18 protein-coding genes are annotated in these 18,646 nt (G+C 64.6%); 7 read left to right on the top strand and 11 right to left on the bottom strand.

The window, feature by feature from the left end; genetic code table 11:
- Positions 1 to 153: 153 nt before the first annotated feature.
- The 8 genes from ssuD to BA190_RS12885 form a co-directional block, all read right to left on the bottom strand.
- A complete protein-coding gene (ssuD, locus tag BA190_RS12920) occupies positions 154 to 1,347 on the bottom strand; it encodes an FMNH2-dependent alkanesulfonate monooxygenase (RefSeq protein WP_068287369.1) in 1,194 nt (397 codons plus the stop codon).
- A 26-nt stretch (positions 1,348 to 1,373) separates the two neighbouring features.
- A complete protein-coding gene (locus tag BA190_RS12915; RefSeq protein ID WP_068287366.1) occupies positions 1,374 to 2,633 on the bottom strand; it encodes an SfnB family sulfur acquisition oxidoreductase in 1,260 nt (419 codons plus the stop codon).
- A gap of 103 nt (positions 2,634 to 2,736) precedes the next feature.
- Positions 2,737 to 3,975: an SfnB family sulfur acquisition oxidoreductase gene (locus BA190_RS12910; protein ID WP_068287363.1), complete on the bottom strand. Its 1,239-nt coding sequence runs from the start codon at positions 3,973 to 3,975 to the stop codon at positions 2,737 to 2,739.
- Between the two features lie 21 nt (positions 3,976 to 3,996).
- A complete protein-coding gene (locus tag BA190_RS12905; RefSeq protein ID WP_082979713.1) occupies positions 3,997 to 4,506 on the bottom strand; it encodes a flavin reductase family protein in 510 nt (169 codons plus the stop codon).
- Between the two features lie 380 nt (positions 4,507 to 4,886).
- Positions 4,887 to 5,699 (bottom strand): MetQ/NlpA family ABC transporter substrate-binding protein, encoded by an 813-nt coding sequence (locus BA190_RS12900; protein ID WP_068287357.1) that lies wholly within the window; start codon positions 5,697 to 5,699, stop codon positions 4,887 to 4,889.
- Positions 5,700 to 5,850: 151 nt separating this feature from the next.
- On the bottom strand, positions 5,851 to 6,516 hold the full coding sequence (locus BA190_RS12895; RefSeq protein WP_068287355.1) for a methionine ABC transporter permease: 666 nt from the start codon (positions 6,514 to 6,516) through the stop codon (positions 5,851 to 5,853).
- The gene (locus tag BA190_RS12890; RefSeq protein ID WP_082979694.1) at positions 6,506 to 7,609 is read right to left on the bottom strand and encodes a methionine ABC transporter ATP-binding protein; all 1,104 of its coding nucleotides are present in this window, start codon (positions 7,607 to 7,609) and stop codon (positions 6,506 to 6,508) included. The genes BA190_RS12895 and BA190_RS12890 overlap by 11 nt, the downstream gene beginning before the upstream one ends.
- Positions 7,606 to 7,833: a hypothetical protein gene (locus tag BA190_RS12885; RefSeq protein WP_068287353.1), complete on the bottom strand. Its 228-nt coding sequence runs from the start codon at positions 7,831 to 7,833 to the stop codon at positions 7,606 to 7,608. The genes BA190_RS12890 and BA190_RS12885 overlap by 4 nt, the downstream gene beginning before the upstream one ends.
- Positions 7,834 to 8,830: 997 nt before the next feature.
- Between BA190_RS12885 and BA190_RS12880 the strand changes: the two genes are divergently transcribed.
- Positions 8,831 to 10,126 carry an NCS2 family permease gene (locus BA190_RS12880; protein ID WP_068287350.1) on the top strand — a complete coding sequence of 432 codons (1,296 nt, stop codon included), beginning with the start codon at positions 8,831 to 8,833 and terminating at the stop codon, positions 10,124 to 10,126.
- An 81-nt stretch (positions 10,127 to 10,207) separates the two neighbouring features.
- Here BA190_RS12880 and BA190_RS12875 read toward each other — a convergent pair whose 3' ends face one another.
- From BA190_RS12875 to BA190_RS12865, 3 genes are read right to left on the bottom strand one after another with little or no spacing between them, the layout of a single operon-like run.
- Positions 10,208 to 11,011, bottom strand: a complete 804-nt coding sequence (locus BA190_RS12875; RefSeq protein WP_082979693.1) for an ATP-binding cassette domain-containing protein — start codon at positions 11,009 to 11,011, stop codon at positions 10,208 to 10,210.
- Entirely contained in the window at positions 11,008 to 11,808 is an 801-nt protein-coding gene (locus tag BA190_RS12870) for an ABC transporter permease subunit (protein WP_068287342.1), read from the bottom strand. Before BA190_RS12870 ends, BA190_RS12875 begins: the two co-directional genes overlap by 4 nt.
- 14 nt (positions 11,809 to 11,822) lie before the next feature.
- The gene (locus BA190_RS12865; protein ID WP_068287732.1) at positions 11,823 to 12,779 is read right to left on the bottom strand and encodes a sulfonate ABC transporter substrate-binding protein; all 957 of its coding nucleotides are present in this window, start codon (positions 12,777 to 12,779) and stop codon (positions 11,823 to 11,825) included.
- 283 nt (positions 12,780 to 13,062) lie between these two features.
- Here BA190_RS12865 and BA190_RS12860 point away from each other — a divergent pair, with 283 nt between their 5' ends.
- From BA190_RS12860 to BA190_RS12835, 6 genes are read left to right on the top strand one after another with little or no spacing between them, the layout of a single operon-like run.
- Positions 13,063 to 14,106, top strand: a complete 1,044-nt coding sequence (locus BA190_RS12860; protein ID WP_068287340.1) for an isopenicillin N synthase family oxygenase — start codon at positions 13,063 to 13,065, stop codon at positions 14,104 to 14,106.
- A 43-nt stretch (positions 14,107 to 14,149) separates the two neighbouring features.
- Positions 14,150 to 15,481 (top strand): O-acetylhomoserine aminocarboxypropyltransferase/cysteine synthase family protein, encoded by a 1,332-nt coding sequence (locus tag BA190_RS12855; RefSeq protein WP_068287322.1) that lies wholly within the window; start codon positions 14,150 to 14,152, stop codon positions 15,479 to 15,481.
- A 23-nt stretch (positions 15,482 to 15,504) separates the two neighbouring features.
- The gene (locus BA190_RS12850) at positions 15,505 to 16,524 is read left to right on the top strand and encodes an ABC transporter substrate-binding protein (RefSeq protein ID WP_245314696.1); all 1,020 of its coding nucleotides are present in this window, start codon (positions 15,505 to 15,507) and stop codon (positions 16,522 to 16,524) included.
- 9 nt (positions 16,525 to 16,533) lie between these two features.
- Positions 16,534 to 17,553: an ABC transporter permease gene (locus tag BA190_RS12845; protein WP_082979692.1), complete on the top strand. Its 1,020-nt coding sequence runs from the start codon at positions 16,534 to 16,536 to the stop codon at positions 17,551 to 17,553.
- The gene (locus tag BA190_RS12840; RefSeq protein ID WP_068287315.1) at positions 17,553 to 18,320 is read left to right on the top strand and encodes an ABC transporter ATP-binding protein; all 768 of its coding nucleotides are present in this window, start codon (positions 17,553 to 17,555) and stop codon (positions 18,318 to 18,320) included. Before BA190_RS12845 ends, BA190_RS12840 begins: the two co-directional genes overlap by 1 nt.
- Positions 18,317 to 18,610 carry a hypothetical protein gene (locus BA190_RS12835; protein WP_068287312.1) on the top strand — a complete coding sequence of 98 codons (294 nt, stop codon included), beginning with the start codon at positions 18,317 to 18,319 and terminating at the stop codon, positions 18,608 to 18,610. The genes BA190_RS12840 and BA190_RS12835 overlap by 4 nt, the downstream gene beginning before the upstream one ends.
- Positions 18,611 to 18,646: the final 36 nt, after the last annotated feature.

Raw genomic sequence — 18,646 nt, 5'->3', positions numbered from 1 at the left:
TTACCCTCCCCTGGAGGGGTCGACCATTCCCCTTGGAATGGTCTGGGGTCGGCCTGAAAGGCCGGGGTGGGGTGGAAACCTAGCACGGGTAGAGTTCTCACCCCACCCCGACACTGCGTGTCGACCTTCCCCCCCAGGGGAGGGTAAAAAACCTCACCCCGCCGCCGTCTTGCGATGGGACGGCGCCACGACATTGGCGATGACCTCGCCGAAGGGGCCGGCATTGCGGGCAGGCCCCAGATCATTGCCGGTGGTCTTCTTCAGGGGGAGCTTGGGGAAGACCAGTTCGGCGAAGCGATAGCACTCCTCCAGATGCGGATAGCCGGAGAGGATGAAGCGGTCGATGCCGAGCGCCATATATTCCTTCATGCGCTCGGCCACCTCGTCCGGGTTACCGACCAGGGCGGTGCCCGCCCCGCCGCGCACCAGGCCGACGCCAGCCCACAGATTGGGGCTGATCTCGAGCTTGTCGCGCGAACCGCCATGCAAGGCCCGCATGCGGCTCTGTCCCACCGAATCCATGCGCGCGAACACCTTCTGGGCCGTGGCGATGGTTTCGTCGTCGAGCTTGGAGATCAAGGCATCCGCCGCCTGCCAGGCTTCGGCCGAAGTCTCTCGCACGATCACGTGCAGGCGAATGCCGAAGGAGAGCGTGCGGCCGTATTTGGCGGCGACCGCCTTGGCATTGGCGATCTTCTCGGCGACCTGCTGGGGCGGTTCGCCCCAGGTCAGGTAGACGTCGACATGCTTGCCGGCGACCTCATTGCCCGCCTCCGACGAGCCGCCGAAATAAAGCGGCGGATAGGGCTGGCTTACGGGAGGATAGAGCAGCACGCCGTCCTCGATGCGCAGATGCTTGCCCTCGCGGGTGATCTTGCCGCCCTGCAGGAGGTCGCGCCAGATATCGAGGAATTCGTCGGTGACCTCGTAGCGCTCCTTGTGGTCGAGGAAGACGCCATCGCCCTTCAGCTCGACGGGATCGCCACCGGTAACGACATTGATGAGCAGCCGCCCGTCCGACAGCCGGTCGAGGGTCGCCGCCGAGCGTGCCGCGAAGGCCGGCGTGGTCAGCCCGGGACGGATCGCGACGAGGAAACGCAAGCGCTTGGTCAGCGGCACCATGGCCGAGGCGATGACCCAGCTATCCTCGCAGGAACGGCCGGTAGGCAGCAGAACCCCGAAATAGCCGAGGTCGTCGGCGGCCTTGGCAATCTGCGAGAGGTAGCCGAGCGAGACATGCCGGGCCCCCTGCTCGCTGCCGAGATAGCGCCCGTCGCCATGGGTCGGCAGGAACCAGAGCACATCGGTTTCCTGGGCGGGCGGGGGCAGGTCGAGATCATAGGGCATGGTAAAGTCTCTGGTCGTATACTTGTTTAGATGGCACCGTGGCGCGGCGGATTGATGCCGTTGAGCCAGTAGTCGCCGATGGCGCGATATTTCCAGCGCACGGGATCGTGCACGGTGTGGGTACGGGCGTTGCGCCAGAAGCGGTCGAAACCGAACTGGGCCTGGGTGGCGCGCGAACCGGCGAATTCGATCAGCTTGCTGCCGGCGAGCAGCGAAGCCTCGGTGGAGGCAACCTTGGCCTCGGCAACGGCCACCGAAGCAGCCGCGACCGTCTCCACCGTGGGATCGGCGACGGCGATGTCGGAAAAGCGCCCTGCCCGCTCCAGCAGTGCATCGGAGGCAGCCACGCGGATCTTCACCTCGCCGATGCCGGCGATCGTATAGGGATCCTCATAGCCGTGATCGAGGCCGCTGTCCTTCCAGGGACGGGCATGCTTCTTGACGAAGCTCAGCGTCTCGGCTAGCGCGGCCCGCGCGATGCCGGCTTCGACGGCCGCATGCATGATCTGCGCCACCGGTCCCATCGAGGTCGGCCGATCGAACACGGCCTTCAGCGAGATCACCGAGAAGGGATGCACCTCGACATTGTCGAGCGTGGTCGTGCCCGAGCCGGTGACCCGCTGGCCGAAACCGGCCCAGTCGTCGATGACCTCGAGCCCCGGCGTCTGCCGCGGCACGAAGGAGATGGTCGATCGGGCCTCGTCGTCATTGGCGACCACGGCCACCCAATGGGCGAACAGGGCACCGGTGCAATAGAATTTGCGGCCGTTGAGGCGCAGCACCGGCCCGTCCTTGCTGAGGCGGGTGTTATGGTCCTGAGCGGTCTTGGTGCCGATCTCGGACAGGGCGTTGCCGATGCGCTCTCCAGCCAGGATGCGGCCGTAGAAGAAGCGCTTCTGCTCCTCGCTGCCTTCCAGGCCCAGGGCGTGCAAGATGAAGAAATGGTTCTGCGGAATCTGCCCGATCGAGCCATCCGCCGCCGAGAGCAGCGCAATCACCTCGGCCAGCGTGCCCGACGAGACCTCGGCCCCGCCATAGGCCCTGGGCACGGTGATGGCGAGCAGGCCGGCATCAGACAGCCAGTCGAGTTCCTCATAGGGCAGGCGTCGCTCGCGGTCGCGCTCGATCGCGGTCTCGGCGATGCGGGCAGCGACCTTGCGTGCGGCGGCAAGCGCCTCGGCGTCATCCTTGATGATATGGGCCTTGCCGGCCCGCAGGGGTGGTGCCTTGAACGCAACCAGGCGCTCAGGCGGGGTATCGGCGGTCAGGGCGACGGCGGTGGGCATGATTTAGTCCTAATTCCGGGTGCGCGGGCGTCTCGCCCGCAACTTGGAAACTCAACATTGGCGGCAAGGAAGAGCGGGCGAGACGCCCGCGCACCCGGAGAAATCAACTCCAGGGATGGCGCGGCGGGCTCACCCCGTTCAGGGCGTGATTGCCGACATGGAAGAATTTCCAGCGCACCGGATCATGCAGCGTGTGGGTGCGGGCATTGCGCCAATGCCGGTCCAGATTGTACTGGCCGAGGGTCGAACGCGTGCCGCCCAGTTCATGCAGCTTGTTGGTGGCCAGGATGGCGATCTCCGTGGTCAGCACCTTGGCCTCGGCAACCGCGACGGCGGCCGCCGTCACGCCCTCATCGGTCGGATGCTCCACGATCGCATCAACGGCCCGCGCGGCCTTCTCGAGCAGGGCCTCGGCGGCATGCAGCTTGATCTTGAGATCGCCGATCTGGGCGATGGTGAAGACATCCTCATAGCCGTGCTCCTGGCCGCTATCGATCCACGGCCGGACATTGTTGCGCACGAACTTGATGGTCTCCTCGATGGTACCACGCGCGATACCGGCATCAACGGCCGCCTGGATGATCTGGGAGACCGCTCCGTTGGTCGAAGGGTTCTCGCCGCCGAGATAGGCCGGGATCACACCCTCGGGCCCGACCCGCACATTTTCGATGCGGACATTGCCGCTCGCCGTGGTGCGCTGGCCGAAGCTCGACCAGTTGTCGATGATTTCAAGCCCCTCGGCGTCGCGTGGCACGATGGCGAGGTTCACCTTGCCGGCCGGATCGACGGCGCCGATATGGATGTAATGGGCGAACAGCGCCCCGGTCGCATAGAACTTCTCGCCCTTGACGCGGTAGCCATCACCATCGGGAGTCAGCGTGGTTTCGAAGGCGCCGACATGCCTGGACTTGGCCTCGGAGAAGGCGTTGCCGAGCCGGTAGCCCGAGAGCACGCGGCCGAACCACAATTTCTTCTGCTCCTCCGAAGCGGTGGCCCTGATCACGTCGACGGCGGCAAGGTGGTTCTGGGGGATCTGGCCGATGGAAGGATCGGCGGCCGAGATCAGCTTGATCACCTCCGTCAGCGTCACCCAGGAGACGCCGGCGCCGCCATAGGCCTTGGGAATGGTTATGCCCCAGAGGCCGCTCTTGGAGAAACGGTCGAGTTCGGCGGCCGGCAGGAGCCGTTCGCGATCGCGCAACGCCGCCTCGGCTGCGAATTCCGCCGCCAGGGTCTTGGCAATTTCGATCGCCTCGGCATCGGAGGCGATGACATGGGCCTGGGGCTCGAGGTCGAACTGGGGCGGCGCGGAAGTCAGCGGCGGCGCAACGGAAATGGTCATGATGATCCCGGTCTTTTTCAATCAGGCAGGGTGGAAGCCGCCGTAGCCGCCCTGGGCGTAGACGAGCGGCCTGCCATCGGCGGTGCGGATGCCGCGAACAGCGCCGATGATGATGGAATGGCTATGACGGTCGACGAATTCCTCGACCTCACAATCGACGGAGGCGAGCGCTCCCTCCAGTGCCAGGGCGCCAGTGAACAGGCGGTTCCAGTCGGCGTTCTCGTAGCGGGCCACCCCCTTGATGCCGCCCCGCCCCGCAAAGCGATCGGCGACATGGCGCTGATGGTCGGCCAGGATGTTCACGCAATAGTGCCCGTAGCGGCGGATGACCGGCCAAGCCGAAGCGTCGCGATTGACGCAGATGATCATGGTCGGCGGATCGACCGACAGCGACACGGCCGAGGTTGCCGTGAGGCCGGTACGCTCGTCCCCCTCACCCGCGGTGATCACGCTGACGCCACCGGCAACCAACCGCATGGCGTCGCGCAGATTCGGCCCCGTAACCGGCGGCAGCTTCACAGCGATATTCATGTTCGTATCCGTCATCTGAAAGAAGCAGCGGAGGCCTCGCCTCCCCTTTCTTGGTGCACCCAGCGGCGCGTTGTGGGTGGATGGTGCAACAGCAAAAATCTTATGTCTATAGATTTTATAGAATTTAGAGGCAAAAAAATTGCGAAGGGCTTCCCTTCGCGATGATCAGGGCAACGCTCCGACAGCCGACACGGTCAGCAGGGGCCGCGCTTTGTCATCGCCGGCCTGCCCCGGCAACCCAGGCTTTAGCGCAGTTCTTCTACCGCCGGCCTCGTGGATGCCCGGGTCAAGCCCGGGCATGACAAAGGCCAGCGCATTCATCGTTCTTGGTCAGGCACGCCGCTGCACTGGGCAGCGACATGCATTCGACCAATCGCACCCTACCAGGCCGGCTGGATCGCGCCCTTGAAATTGGCGTTGATGAAATCCGCCACTTCCTGATTCTGGTAGGAGGCGACCAGCTTCTTGAAGATCGGCTTGTCCTTGTCGGCCTCGCGCACGGCGATGAAATTGCCATAGGGATTGTTGGTGCGGCTTTCCTGGATCAGCGCATCCTTGGCCGGGGTCAGGCCGGCGCCGAGCGCATAATTGGTGTTGATCACCGCGGCATCGAGATCGGGCAGCAGGTTGGCGAGCTGCGAGGCCTCGATTTCCTTGAACTCGACCTTCTTGGGATTGTCGGTGACGTCGAGCACGCTCGGCACCTGGCCTTCGGCGGTCTTCAGCTTGATCAGACCATTGGCTTCCAGGAGCTTGAGGGCCCGGCCGCCATTGGACGGATCGTTGGGAATGCCGATGACGGCGCCTTCCTTCAGATCGGCAAAGGCCTTCAGCTTCTTCGAATAGAGGGCGATCGGCTGCACCAGCGTGTAGCCGATCGGCACGATCTTGTAGCCGCGGGCGGCGATCTGGCTGTCGAGATACGGCTTGTGCTGGAAGGCGTTGGCGTCGAGGTCACCCTTCTCCAGCGCCTCGTTGGGAATGGCGTAGTCGGAGAAAGAAACCAGCTCGATATCGAGGCCATCCTTGGCGGCGACCTTCTTGGCCACTTCCCAGATGCGCTCCTCGTCGCCCCCCATCACGCCGAGCTTGAGCTTCTCGGCGGCAAAGGCCGCGCCGGCGGGAGCCAGGGCGAAGACCAGGGCAAGGGCAGCGCCGGCAAGGCGGCGGCGCGTCAGTGTATAGGCGGACATGAGAGTCTTTCCTGTTTTAGATAGACATTGAATCCTGCCGGGAGGCATTGCCAATGACTCCCGATTCCGTCTCGCAACTTATTGCGTTCACTTAATAAATTGCGAGGTATTCAGGTCCCCGATGCCTCGGCATCATCGAGACGTCATAGTGTCAGTCCTGTCGCACGCGCTTGTTGAGCTTCCGCGCGGCAAGATCGCCCGCCGACTGCACGCCCTGCACGAGCAGGATGAGAATCACGACCACAGCGCCCATCACTTCGGGCATGAAGCGCTGATAGCCATAGCGGATGGCGACGTCGCCCAACCCGCCGCCGCCGACCACGCCGGCCATGGCCGAATAGCCGATCAGGCTGACCGTGGTGAGGGTGAGACCGAGCACGAGCCCCGGCAGTGCCTCGGGAAACAGCACCTTGCGGATGATCTGGAACGGCGTGGCGCCGAAGGAGCGCGCGGCCTCGATCAACCCGGCGTCGACCTCACGGATGGCGCTCTCGACGATACGGGCGATGAAGGGCGCCACCGCAATGGTCAAGGGCACGATCACGCCTTTCAGGCCGATCGAGCTGCCGACCAGCAGCCGCGTGAACGGAATGATCGCGACGATGAGGATGATGAAGGGCACGGAGCGCACGGCATTGACGATCGCACCGAGCACCGCATTGACCTTGGGAGCGGCCAGCAATTCGCCGCGCCGGCTGGTGGCGAGGAAAATGCCGAGAGGCAGCCCTAAAATCGTCCCGAACAGGATGGAGACGCCGACCATGATCAGGGAATCGCCGGTGGCGGCCCAAATGACCTTGAGGATCTCAGGCGACATAACCGATCACCTCCCCTTGCAGATTGAGCCGTTCCACCGCCGAGACCACGGCAAGCCGGGTCGCCTCGTCGCCGGGCACGGAGACCAGCAGTGCCCCGAAAGGCTCGCCGCCGATCGTGTCGATGCGGCCGGCCAGGATGTTGATGTCGATGCCGAGAATGGTGGTGAGACGGCTGACCACCGGCGCGGTGGCATGCGAGCCGGTAAAGGTGATGCGTAGCACCGCCTGGCTGCCTGGGCTCGGCTGCTCAGAGAGGCGCCGGGCGAGATCGGCCGGCAGTTCGACGCCGGTAACGCCGCGCACGAAGCTGGCGGTCGTGGCGTGGCGCGGCTGGGTCAGCACCTCGAAGGCTCGCCCCGTCTCGATCAGCTTGCCGGCCTCCAGCACCGCAACCCGGTGGCAGATTTCCTTGATCACCGACATCTCGTGGGTGATCAGCACGATGGTGACGCCGAGGCGCTGGTTGATATCGGCCAGCAGGGCCAGGATGGAGGCCGTCGTCTCCGGGTCGAGCGCCGAGGTCACCTCGTCGCCGAGCAGGATCTTGGGCCGGGTCGCCAAGGCGCGGGCGATACCGACGCGCTGTTTCTGCCCGCCGGACAGCTCAGCCGGATAGCGGTTACGCTTGTCGGCAAGCCCGACGAGGTCGAGCAGCGGCTCGACGCGGTCCCGGATCTCGGCGGCGCCGATGCCGGCCACTTCCAGGGGAAGCGCCACATTCTCGAAGACCGTGCGCGAGGACAGCAGGTTGAAATGCTGGAACACCATGCCGATGGAACGGCGCACCGGCCGCAACTCGCTTTCGCTGAGGGCATCGACCTCGATGCCGTCGACGACGACGCGACCATTGGTCGGGCGCTCCAGCCCGTTGATCAGCCGCAGCAGCGTCGACTTGCCGGCACCGCTGCGCCCGATCACGCCGAAGATCTCGCCGCGCGGAATCTCCAGGCTGAGATCGTCGAGCGCGAACACGGCCGCACTGCCCTTGCGCGCAGCAAAGGAACGCGACACGCGCTCGAAGCGTACGATCGGCTCGCCCGCCTCGGCCTCGTTAGGCAAGGTCAGGCTTTCCACTCTCACGGGTGCGTTCACGCGACCAGCTCCTCCAGCAGGGAGTGCAAGCGCCTGGCAACCTGGCCTGAGAGATAACGTTCGGCATCACGCGGACCCACGAAGGTCATGCCGTCGAACCGGCTGAAGCGCCGGCTCGCGGCATGAAACGCAAAACGGCGCGCCTGCGGTTCGCGCACCACGATGCCGACCGCGGCACCGGAGATCTCAATAACATAGGATTCGGAATTGGAGGGATGGGACATGGATAAAGCCGCCACTCTGTGGCGCTCCAGAAAGATAGGGAATGCATGTGTTCAGACCGGCTTCAGCAACAACAGCAGCCGCAACACATCTTTCCGTCTGGCTTTCCGATATCCATTCCGCTGATAACGATCATGGGTCACTTCCTATCTGGAGCCCACGACATCAGCCGTGGCGCTTTAGCGTTTGATGACGCGGCGCAAGCTGCTCGCTCAAATCCCCGCGACCGACTCCCTGGGAAGCCGATGACACAAAAATAAATAGTCCACAAAATTAGTCAACTGTTGTTCGGCGTTTTTTTCGATGTCCACAACCGAGCATCCCGAACAGCGTTGCGCCTTTACATAAACCGCTGTCAGGCGGAACTCAACCTGCCGTAATGATCGGACAATAAGGACAAAGCAGGCCGGCAATGCTTCGGGTCACTAGTCGAAACTGCACGTTCGCCGTATACAGGGCATAATTACGTGTTTTTCGTCGACGAGACACGGCGAAAGACCCCCATATCGGCCTGCCCTTGCCCTTCCACCGGCAGGTCGATGACGGTATTTGTGCCGGAATTTCTGTCCCGCACGGCCAGCATTCCGCCATCCGGCGGCTTCTTCCTCTTACAGATATTTGCGAAAGACCTTCCAGCCCTGCCTGCCGTCGGGCCCCTTGTGCCACGAGCCAAAGCAGCAGAGATTGGAATGGTTTGAGGCTGGCACCCTGCCGCGTCAGACGATCGGCGGCCGTCATTCCTTCCGGGATGACAAAATATGGCCGCTGGAGCAGATGCCTTGAGGTTGGGACGTGTTTCCTGCCCACAATCATCTGCTTGAATATTGAGAAAATGCAGTACGTCCTGGCTTCGTCCGAGCGATGAAACCGGAGGTGCTGCAAGGGGAGTCATAACGCTCGGCAGAGGCCAAGCCCGGGGTAGCGACCGCAATCGCTTCACCGGGAAGGGTCAGGCGCGCGACTTTGGTCGTGCGGGTGCCGCAAGAGAGGAAGCGAGACGTGCTGGACGCGTTTTTCAAACTGAAGGAACAGGGCACCTCGGTGCGGACGGAGGTGATCGCCGGCATCACCACCTTCCTCACCATGGCCTATATCATCTTCGTCAATCCGGAGATCCTGTCGACCACCGGCATGGACCGCAACGCGGTCTTCGTCGCGACCTGCCTGGCAGCCGCCCTCGGCTCGCTGATCATGGGCCTGGTCGCCCGCTGGCCGATCGGCATGGCGCCGGGCATGGGCCTGAACGCCTTCTTTGCCTTCACCGTCGTCGCCACCATGGGCTTCAGCTGGCAGCAGGCGCTGGGCGCGGTGTTCATCTCCGGCTGTATCTTCCTGCTCCTGACCGTGACCGGCGTGCGCAGCTGGCTGATTGCCGGCATTCCGCACTCGATGCGCTCGGCCATCGCAGCCGGCATCGGCCTGTTCCTCGGCATCATCGCGCTCAAGAGCTCGGGCATCGTGGTCGCCAGCCCCGCCACGCTGGTGACCCTGGGCTCGCTCAAGGAGACCGGCACGCTGCTGGCGATCCTCGGCTTCTTCATCATCGCTGCCCTCGACGTGCTCAAGGTGCGCGGCGCCATCCTGATCGGCATTCTCGTCATCACCGCGCTTTCGATCGCGCTCGGCGTCAGCAAGTTCGGCGGCGTCATTTCCATGCCGCCCTCCATCCTGCCGACCTTCCTGCAGCTCGACCTCGTCGGCGCCATGCATGCGGGCCTGGTGCATGTCATCCTGGTGTTCGTGCTGGTCGAGGTATTCGATGCCACCGGTACGCTGATCGGCGTTGCCAAGCGCGCCGGCCTGATCCAGCCCGACAAGCCCAACCGCCTCGGCCGCGCTTTGCTCGCCGACAGCTCGGCCATTCTCGCCGGCTCGCTGCTCGGCACCTCCTCGACAACCGCCTATGTCGAAAGCGTGTCCGGCGTGCAGGCCGGCGGGCGTACCGGCCTCACCGCCATCGTCATCGCCATCCTGTTCCTGGCCGCTCTGTTCTTCTCGCCGCTCGCCGGCTCCGTGCCGGTCTACGCCACCGCGCCGGCCCTGCTCTATGTGGCCTGCTTGATGATGCGTGAACTGCTCGAGGTGGAGTGGGACGACATCACCGAGGCCGCTCCGGCCGCGCTGACCGCGCTGATGATGCCCTTCACCTATTCGATCGCCAACGGCCTCGCCTTCGGCTTCATCAGCTATTGCGCCCTCAAGACCCTCACAGGCCGCCCGCAGCAGGTGCACCTGGCCACCTGGCTGGTCGCCGTCCTGTTCGTGGTCCGCTTCGCCTTCTTCTCCGGCGGCTGAGCCTTCGGCCATAGAATCCGACACAAATGAAAAGGCCCGGGCAGCATCGCTGCCCGGGCCTTGTTCGCATCAACGGCACGATCAGACGTAGGAGAGAATACGGTTCGCCAATTGCGAATTGCGCTCCTCGTCGCGGCGCGGCCGCGGCAGGTCGACGGCCAGATCGAGCGCGACCGCGCCTTCGCGCAGCACGATCACCCGGTCGGCCAGCGCCACCGCCTCCGACACATCATGGGTGATCAGGATGGCGGTAAAGCCATGCTCGCGCCAGATACGCGACAGCAATTGATGCATCTCGACCCGCGTCATGGCATCGAGGGCGCCGAAGGGCTCGTCGAGCAGCAGAATGTCGGGTCGGCTGACCAAGGCGCGCGCCAGGGCGACACGCTGCCTCTGTCCGCCGGACAGCACGCTCGGCCATTCATTGGCCCGGTCACCCAGTCCCACCTCGTCGAGCGCGGCCTGGGCCAGGCCGCGCCAGTTCGGGCCACGGGCGATGCCGACATTGCCGATCACCCGCTGCCAGGGCAGCAGCCGCGCATCCTGGAACATCAGGCGGGCGGCGGGATGGGCCCCTTGCGCGGCGGCTCCGCCCACCGCGACCTCGCCGGCGCTGGGACGGTCGAGGCCGGCAATCAGGCGCAGAAGCGTGGATTTGCCGCCGCCCGAGCGCCCGACGACGGCAACAAATTCGCCGGGCTCGACGGTGAGATTGAGCCTGTCGAGCACGACCCGGTGATCGAAGGCCTTGGACGCGCCCTTCAGCTCGATCGACAGTCCCTTGGGCCGCGGCGACGATACAGGAAGTTCCGAAGGTGCCAGGCTGTTGCGGGTCAGTTCGGGGACGAAATAGCCATCTTCGACATGGAGCAGAGCGTTGGTCATGCCAGAGCCTCCCGGCGAGGTCGTGCATAGGTGGGATGCCATTGCAGGGCGGCCTGTTCGAGCAGCTTCACCAGCGTGTCGGAAAGCTTGCCGAGCACCGCATAGATGATCACGCCGAGCAGGATGACATCGGTCTGCAGGAACTCGCGGGCATTCATGGTCATGTAGCCGATGCCTGACGAAGCCGAGATGGTCTCGGCCACGATCAGCGTCAGCCACATGATACCGAGGCCGTAACGCAATCCCACGAAGACCGACGGCAGGGCGCCCGGCAGGATCACCCGCCAGAACCTCGCCACCGGTCCCAACCCATAGACACGGGCCATCTCGGTGAGATGCGGATCGATGGTGCGGATGCCATGATAGGTATTGATGTAGACGGGAAACAGCACGCCGAGAACGACCAGGAAGATCTTGGCGCTCTCACCGATGCCGAACCACAGGATCACCAATGGAATGATGGCCAGATGCGGCACGTTGCGCAGCATCTGCAGGGTGGAATCGAGCAGCAATTCGGCCGGACGCCACACCCCGTTGGCAACACCGAGCGCGAAGCCGATCAGGCCGCCAATGGCCAGGCCCTGCAGGGCGCGCCCGGCGCTGACGCCGACATTGTGCAGGAGGGTGCCATCCTGGAGGGTCTGCCAGAAGGCGAGCGCCACCGCGCTCGGCGCCGACAGCACCCTGGCCTGCAGCCAGCCGAGATCGGCAGCGATCTCCCAGCCCGCCAGCAGCAACACGGGCAGCAACCAAGGGGCCAGGCGCTGGGCAAGCCCATTCACGCGTCGCGATGCCATCGTCCCCTCCCCGGTCAGAGCGTCACGCCGGGCCGCAAGGCGTCAGAAATCTTGATCGCCTTGGGGATGAGGCCGAGCTTGTGGAAGGTGTCGGCGATCTGCTGCTGAGCCGCCACCGTCTCGGCAGTGATCGGCTGCACGTTCCACGACTGCCGGCCGAGCGCCAGCTTGAGCACCGGCGCGGGAATGCCGACAGCGGGAGCGAGCTCCTTTGCCGCCTCGTCGACATGGTCCTTGGCCCATTGGTCGATCTCGTTGATGGCGGCGAGGACAGCATCGATGGCCGCCGGATTGGCTTCGGTGAAGGAACGCTCGCCCAGATAGAACTGCCGGTTGGCGACCAGGCCCTCGCCATTGGCGAGCTGGCGCGCCTCGACGGCGATCTCGGCCGCCGCCTGGAAGGGGTCCCAGATCACCCAGGCATCGATGTCGCCATGCTCGAAGGCGGCGCGGGCGTCGGACGGCGTCAGGAACACCGTCTGGATGTCGCCATAGGCCAGCCCTGCCTTCTCCAGCGCCTTGACCAGGAGGTAGTGAACGTTCGATCCCTTGTTGAGCCCGACCTTCTTGCCCTTCAGTTCCGCCACCGATTGCAGCGGGCTGTCCTTGCGCACCAGAATGGCCTCGCTGAGCGGAGCCGCCGGCTCGTTGGCGACATAGACCAGGGGCGCACCGGCCGCCTGAGCGAAGATCGGCGGGGCCTCGCCGGTAATGCCGAAATCCAGGGCGCCGACATTCAGGGCTTCCAGCAATTGCGGGCCGCCGGGAAACTCCGTCCAGGTCACGCCAAAGCCGAGAGGCTCGAGCTTGCGTTCCAGATTGCCGCGCGCCTTCAGCAACAGGAAGGTGCCGTATTTCTGATAGCCGACACGGATCGTCTTCGCCGCCGCGTGTGCGGGCCCGAGGGCAGCAGTCACAGCGAAAGCGGGCGCGGCAGCAAGCAGGGAGCGGCGGGTCCAGAGCGCAGTCATCAGGTCATCCTTGAGGGTATCGGCACCCATAATCCCAATAGTTGATAGATTTAGTCAACAATTAATTTGCCCATTTCGGCGCATGGTTTCGGCCACGATCCGAGCCGCTCCTCCCCGCATGCCTTTTCGCGAAGTGATTCCGATCCAGCACCTAACTCCTTGTCGAGACAGTGTTATTCCTTCGCTTCACCATCATAATTCTATATAGTCTATAAAATCAGTTGACTTATAAATATCACCATGGTCGATTTCACGCAGAGATTCAACCAGACGGTTCAATGCCATGACGACTTCAGCCGAAAGCCTGCCCATCCTCGACTTCCGCTGGTTCGAGGCCGGAACGGCAGAGCGCACGGCCTTTCTCCAAAGCCTGCGCGAGGCAGCCCGTGGTCCAGGTTTCTTCTACCTGGCCGGGCATGGCATTCCCCAGCAGCTGATCGACGATGTACTGCGCCTGTCACGCCGCTTCTTCGACCTGCCCGAGCAGGACAAGCTGGCGATCGAAATGATCAACTCGCCGCATTTTCGCGGCTACAACCGGGCGGGCTTCGAGCATACGCGCGGCAAGCCCGACTGGCGCGAGCAGGTCGACATCGGCGCCGAGAAGCGAGCCCGCCCCCTCGATCCAACCGCGCCGGCCTGGCATCGCCTGCAAGGGCCCAATCAATGGCCGGAAGCGCTGCCCGAATTGCAGCTCATCACGCTGCGCTATCTCCAGGAGGTCACCCAGCTCGGCATCCGGGTTCTCAGTGCCTTCGCGCTGGCCCTGGGCCAGAAGGCCGATGCCTTCGAGCCGATCTATACGCCCGAGCCCAACCAGCTCCTCAAGATCGTGCGCTATCCCGGCCGTGAGACCGGCGAGGGCGACCAGGGCGTCGGCGCCCACAAGGATTCGGGCTTCCTCACGCTGCTGCTGCAGGATGTCCAAGGCGGCCTGCAGGTCGAAGGCGAGCAGGGCTGGATCGAGGCTCCGCCCATCCCCGGTACTTTCGTCGTCAATATCGGCGAGATCCTGGAACTGGCCTCGAACGGCTATCTGCGCGCCAACGTCCATCGGGTCGTGTCGCCGCCGGCGGGTACCGACCGACTGTCGGTGCCCTTCTTTCTCGGTGCCAATCTCGAAGCCGAAGTGCCGCTGCTGACGCTGGCACCGGAACTGGCCGCCGAAGCACGCGGCCTGACGCAGGATCCGCTCAACCCGCTCTTCCGCGAGGCCGGACGCAATTATCTCAAGAGCCGCCTGCGCTCCCACCCCGACGTCGCCCGCCGCCACCATCCCGACCTGATCGACACCAGCAAGCCGGTGCAGGTCGCTTCCGCCTACTGATCTTCGGTTCGATCTTCAAAGCCACGCTTCAGGAGCCATTGGCATGACCACCGATTCCCGACATTTCGAGACCCTTGCCCTGCATGGCGGCAGCTATCGTGCCGACCCGGCGACCGGTGCCGTGGCGGTGCCGATCTACCAGACCACCTCCTACCAGTTTCAGGATACCGGCCATGCCGCACGCCTCTTCGCGCTGGAGGAACTCGGCAACATCTACACCCGCGTGCAGAACCCGACGACCGACGCGCTGGAGCAGCGCATAGCTGCCCTTGAAGGTGGCGCGGCCGCACTGGCCGTCTCGTCGGGTCAGACGGCTTCGGCCTATTCGATCCTCAACCTGGCCCAGGCCGGCGACAACATCGTCTCGTCGACCGACCTCTATGGCGGCACCTGGACCCTGTTCGCCTCGACGCTCAAGCAATTCGGCGTCGAGGTCCGCTTCGTCGATCCTTCCGATCCTGAGAATTTCCGCCGGGCGAGCGACGACAAGACCCGCGCCTTCTATGCCGAGACGCTGCCCAATCCCAAGCTTCAGGTGCTGCCGATCCGCGAGATCGCCGATATCGGCCGTTCGCTCGGCATTCCCCTCATCGTCGACAACACCGCCGCGCCACTGATCGCCCGCCCGCTCGAACATGGCGCCGCTGTCGTGGTCTATTCGGCGACCAAATATATCGGCGGCCACGGTACCTCGATCGGCGGCCTGATCGTCGATGGCGGCAACTTCCCCTGGGAAGACCATGCTGACCGCTTCCCGCTGCTGACCCAGCCGGACGAGGCCTATCACGGCGCGATCTGGACCGAAGCCGCAAAGCCGCTCGGGCCGATCGCCTATATCCTGCGCGCGCGGGTGAAGCTGCTGCGCGACGTCGGCGCAGCCCTGTCGCCCTTCAACGCCTTCCAGTTGCTGCAGGGGCTGGAAACCCTGCCGCTGCGCCTGCGCCAGCACAATGAGAATGCCATCAAGGTGGCCGACTTCCTCGCCAGGCATGCCGGCGTCAGCCATGTCATCTTCCCCGGCCTGCAGTCGGACGAGAACCGCCGCCGTGCCGAGGCTTATCTCAAGGGCGGCTATGGCGCCCTTGTCGGCTTCGAGCTCAAGGGCGGCATAGAGGCCGGCAAGCGCTTCATCGATGCGCTCAAACTGCTCTACCACGTCGCCAATATCGGCGATGCCCGCTCGCTCGCCATCCACCCGGCCTCGACCACCCATCAACAACTGACGCCCGAGGACCAGCTCGCGACCGGGGTGACGCCTGGCTATGTGAGGCTCTCCATCGGCATCGAGCACCCGGACGACATCATCGCCGACCTGACGCAAGCCCTGGCTGCTGCCGAAGGCGAGCACGGCGCGGCGGAACGCAAGGCGGCCTGAGCAGTCGGCCACGGATGGAACCCATGTCCAAACTTCCCGCTTTCTCGCGCCGCAAGGCGCTCAAGCTGGCCGGAGCGGCCAGCGCCCTCGCCTCTCTCGGCGCTGTCGGCAGCCGCATCCTCTCACCGGCCATCGCGGCACCCGCGCCCAAGATCCGCCTGGCCTGGACGGAGGTGGCCGCCTGCCATTCGCCGCTCGGTTTCGGCATCGCCAAGGGCATCTATGCCAAGCACAATCTCGACGTCGAGCTGTTCTACCAGGGCGCCAGCGGCCAGACGCTGATCCAGGCGCTTGCCACCGGCAAGGCAGATGCCGGCGCCGGCCTGATCGGCGACTGGCTGAAGCCGCTCGAGCAGGGCTTCGACGTCAAGCTGTTCGTCGGCTCGCATGGCGGCTGCCAGCGCCTGCTGGCGCGCAAGGATTCCGGCATCAAGACGCTGGCGGACGCCAAGGGCAAGACCATCGCCACCTATGGCATCGGTGCCCCGCCCCAAGTCGCCTTCCAGGTCAGCTTCGCCAAGGCCGGGCTCGATCCGGAAGCCGACGTCACCTGGAAGGCCGTGCCCTTCGATCTCGTCGGCGAGACGCTGAACCGGGGCGACGTCGATCTCGCCGCCCATCTCGACCCCTGGGCCTGGGCCATCGAAAAGCAGTTCGGCTTCACCAAGATCGCCGACACCCAGACCGGCTTCTACGAGGGCCACACCTGCTGCGTCCTCGGCGCCAACGGCCCCTTCCTGGAGGCCAACAAGGACGCCCTGCGCCGTCTGGCCGAAGCCAATATCGAGATCCACGAATACACCGCCAACCATCCCGACGAGGTGGCGCAGTGGTATTTCGACACGCTCAAGCCGGCCGGCCTGACGGCGGCCCAGCTCACCGAAATCCTGGGAACGCTGGTCTATCACAACCATCCGATCGGCCAGCCCCTGGTCGACCAGATTCGCCTGGCCGCCGAGGACCTCAAGCTGGTCAAGGTGCTCGACCCCACCACCGATCCCAAGGAGTTCGCCGAGCGGGTCACCATCAACCTGCTCGCCTGAGGCCTTGCAATGAGCGACACCCTGCGCGCCCCCAATCCAGCAATCCTCAAGGCGGCCCCGCCTTCACGAGCCGCCCTGCCAGCGCTCTGGAACGGCGTGTGGAAGCATGGGCTCCTGGCATCGGCAACGCTCGCGGCCACGGCCGCGGTCACCGTCGGCTTGCCCGACGTGGTGCCGTGGGGGAGCGCCGGGCTGTTCGCCGCCATCGCCGGCGCGGCCTCGTTGGCCTTCCTCGTGCTGGCCTTCACGGTGCACCGCCTCGGCGGATTGGGGCGCACGCTCCGGCATTACGGCCCCTGGTTCGCCGCCATCGGCCTCTGGCTGGCGCTGTGGGAACTCTCGACGGCCAAGACCGGATGGCTGCCCAAGCCGTTCTTCTCGCCGCCGCACGGCCTGCTCCACGTCTATGTCACCGAGAGCCAGCGCCTCCTGATCTGCATCGCCTATTCGCTGCGCCTGTGGGCGGCAGGCTTCCTTTCGGGCATTGCCGTCGGCTATGCGCTCGGGGTGGCGCTCGGCTGGTCGAAGCGGTTCAGCTATTGGGGCATGCCCGTCCTCAAGCTGATCGGCCCGGTCCCGGCCACGGCCTGGATCCCCTGCACCTTCTATTTCTTCCCCAATACCTTCGATGCGAGCGTGTTCATCGTGGCGTTGGCCTCAGGCATTCCCGTCGCCATCCTGACCGCCTCCGGCGTCGCCTCGGTCAACCGAGCCTATTACGACGTCAGCCGCATCTTCGGCGCCGGGAGCTGGTACCTGATCCGCAACATCGCCATCCCCGCCTCCCTGCCGCACGTCTTCGTCGGCCTGTTCATGGGCCTCTATTATTCCTTCGCGGTGCTGGTCGTCGCCGAGATGCTCGGCGCCAAATATGGGCTCGGCTGGTACATCCAGTTCCAGACCGCCTATTCGGGCTATGCCAATGTCTATGCCACGCTGCTGATCATGTCGGTCATCTGCGCCGGCATCGTGAAGCTGCTCTTCATCATACGCGATAGCCTCCTCACCTGGCAGAAGGGCTTCATCTGATGGCTGCCTCAAGCCACAGCATCGGCATCGACGTGCATGGCGTCAGCCATCATTTCGATCTCTCCGGTGCGGAGCTGCCCGTACTCGATGGCGTCGACCTCAAGGTCGAGCCTGGCGAATTCGTCGCCCTGCTCGGTCCCTCGGGCTGCGGCAAGTCGACCTTGCTGCGTTTGATCGCCGGACTGGAGCCACCCGCCGCCGGCGCCATCCTGGCCGATGGCCAGCCGGTCATAGCCCCCGATCCCTCCCGCATCCTCGTCTTCCAGGACCCGACCTTGTTTCCCTGGCTGACCGTGCGCAGGAACGTCGCGGCCGGACTGGAGGCGCGTGGCGTGCTCGCCCGCGAACGCCACCGTATCGGCCAGGCCCTGTCGCTGGTCGGCCTGGAGCGTTTCGCAGACGCTTATCCCCACCAGCTTTCGGGTGGCATGGCACAGCGCGCCTCGCTGGCACGGGCACTGGTGCACGACCCGTCTTTGCTGCTGCTCGACGAGCCGCTGGGCAAGCTCGATTCCCTGACGCGCCTCGCTTTGCAGGACGAACTGGTGTCGCTGTGGCAGCGCACGGGCTTCACGGCACTGCTGGTGACCCATGACGTCGAGGAGGCCTTGCTGCTCGCTTCACGCGTGATCGTGTTTTCCGACAGGCCCGCACGGATCAAGGCGGAATTTGCCGTCGACAAGTCCTATCCGCGCCATCGCGACGATACGGAACTGGTGCATCTGCGCCGAGAGATCCTGCAGGCGCTCGGACTGAGCCTTTCATGAGTGCGCTGCCCGTATTCACCCGTCTCTTGCAGATCTTCGGGGCCGCTGTCGTCGCCCTGTCGCTCGCCTGGTGGTGGATTACCTATCAGGATGTGATCGGCTACAACTACCTGTCTTTTCCCGATGCCAGTCTCTGCCTTGTCAGCAACAGCGATATTTGCCAGCTTGCGAGGTCGCTGTGCCGCAGCACCCATCCTCTGGCGATCGTCACCTATTGGTCGGCCAGCCTGTGGATCGGTGTCGCGGCGCTCTGCGCCAGCCTCGCGACGGGGACGGCGCGAGATGCCTGAACAAAGACTGCCGACCTGAGTTCCCGAGTCGGATCA

The sequence above is a fragment of the Labrys sp. WJW genome, from assembly GCF_001676615.1.
Taxonomy (GTDB): domain Bacteria; phylum Pseudomonadota; class Alphaproteobacteria; order Rhizobiales; family Labraceae; genus Labrys; species Labrys sedimenti.
Note: the sequence above shows the minus strand (reverse complement) of the source record. Positions and strands in the feature narration are given on the sequence as shown.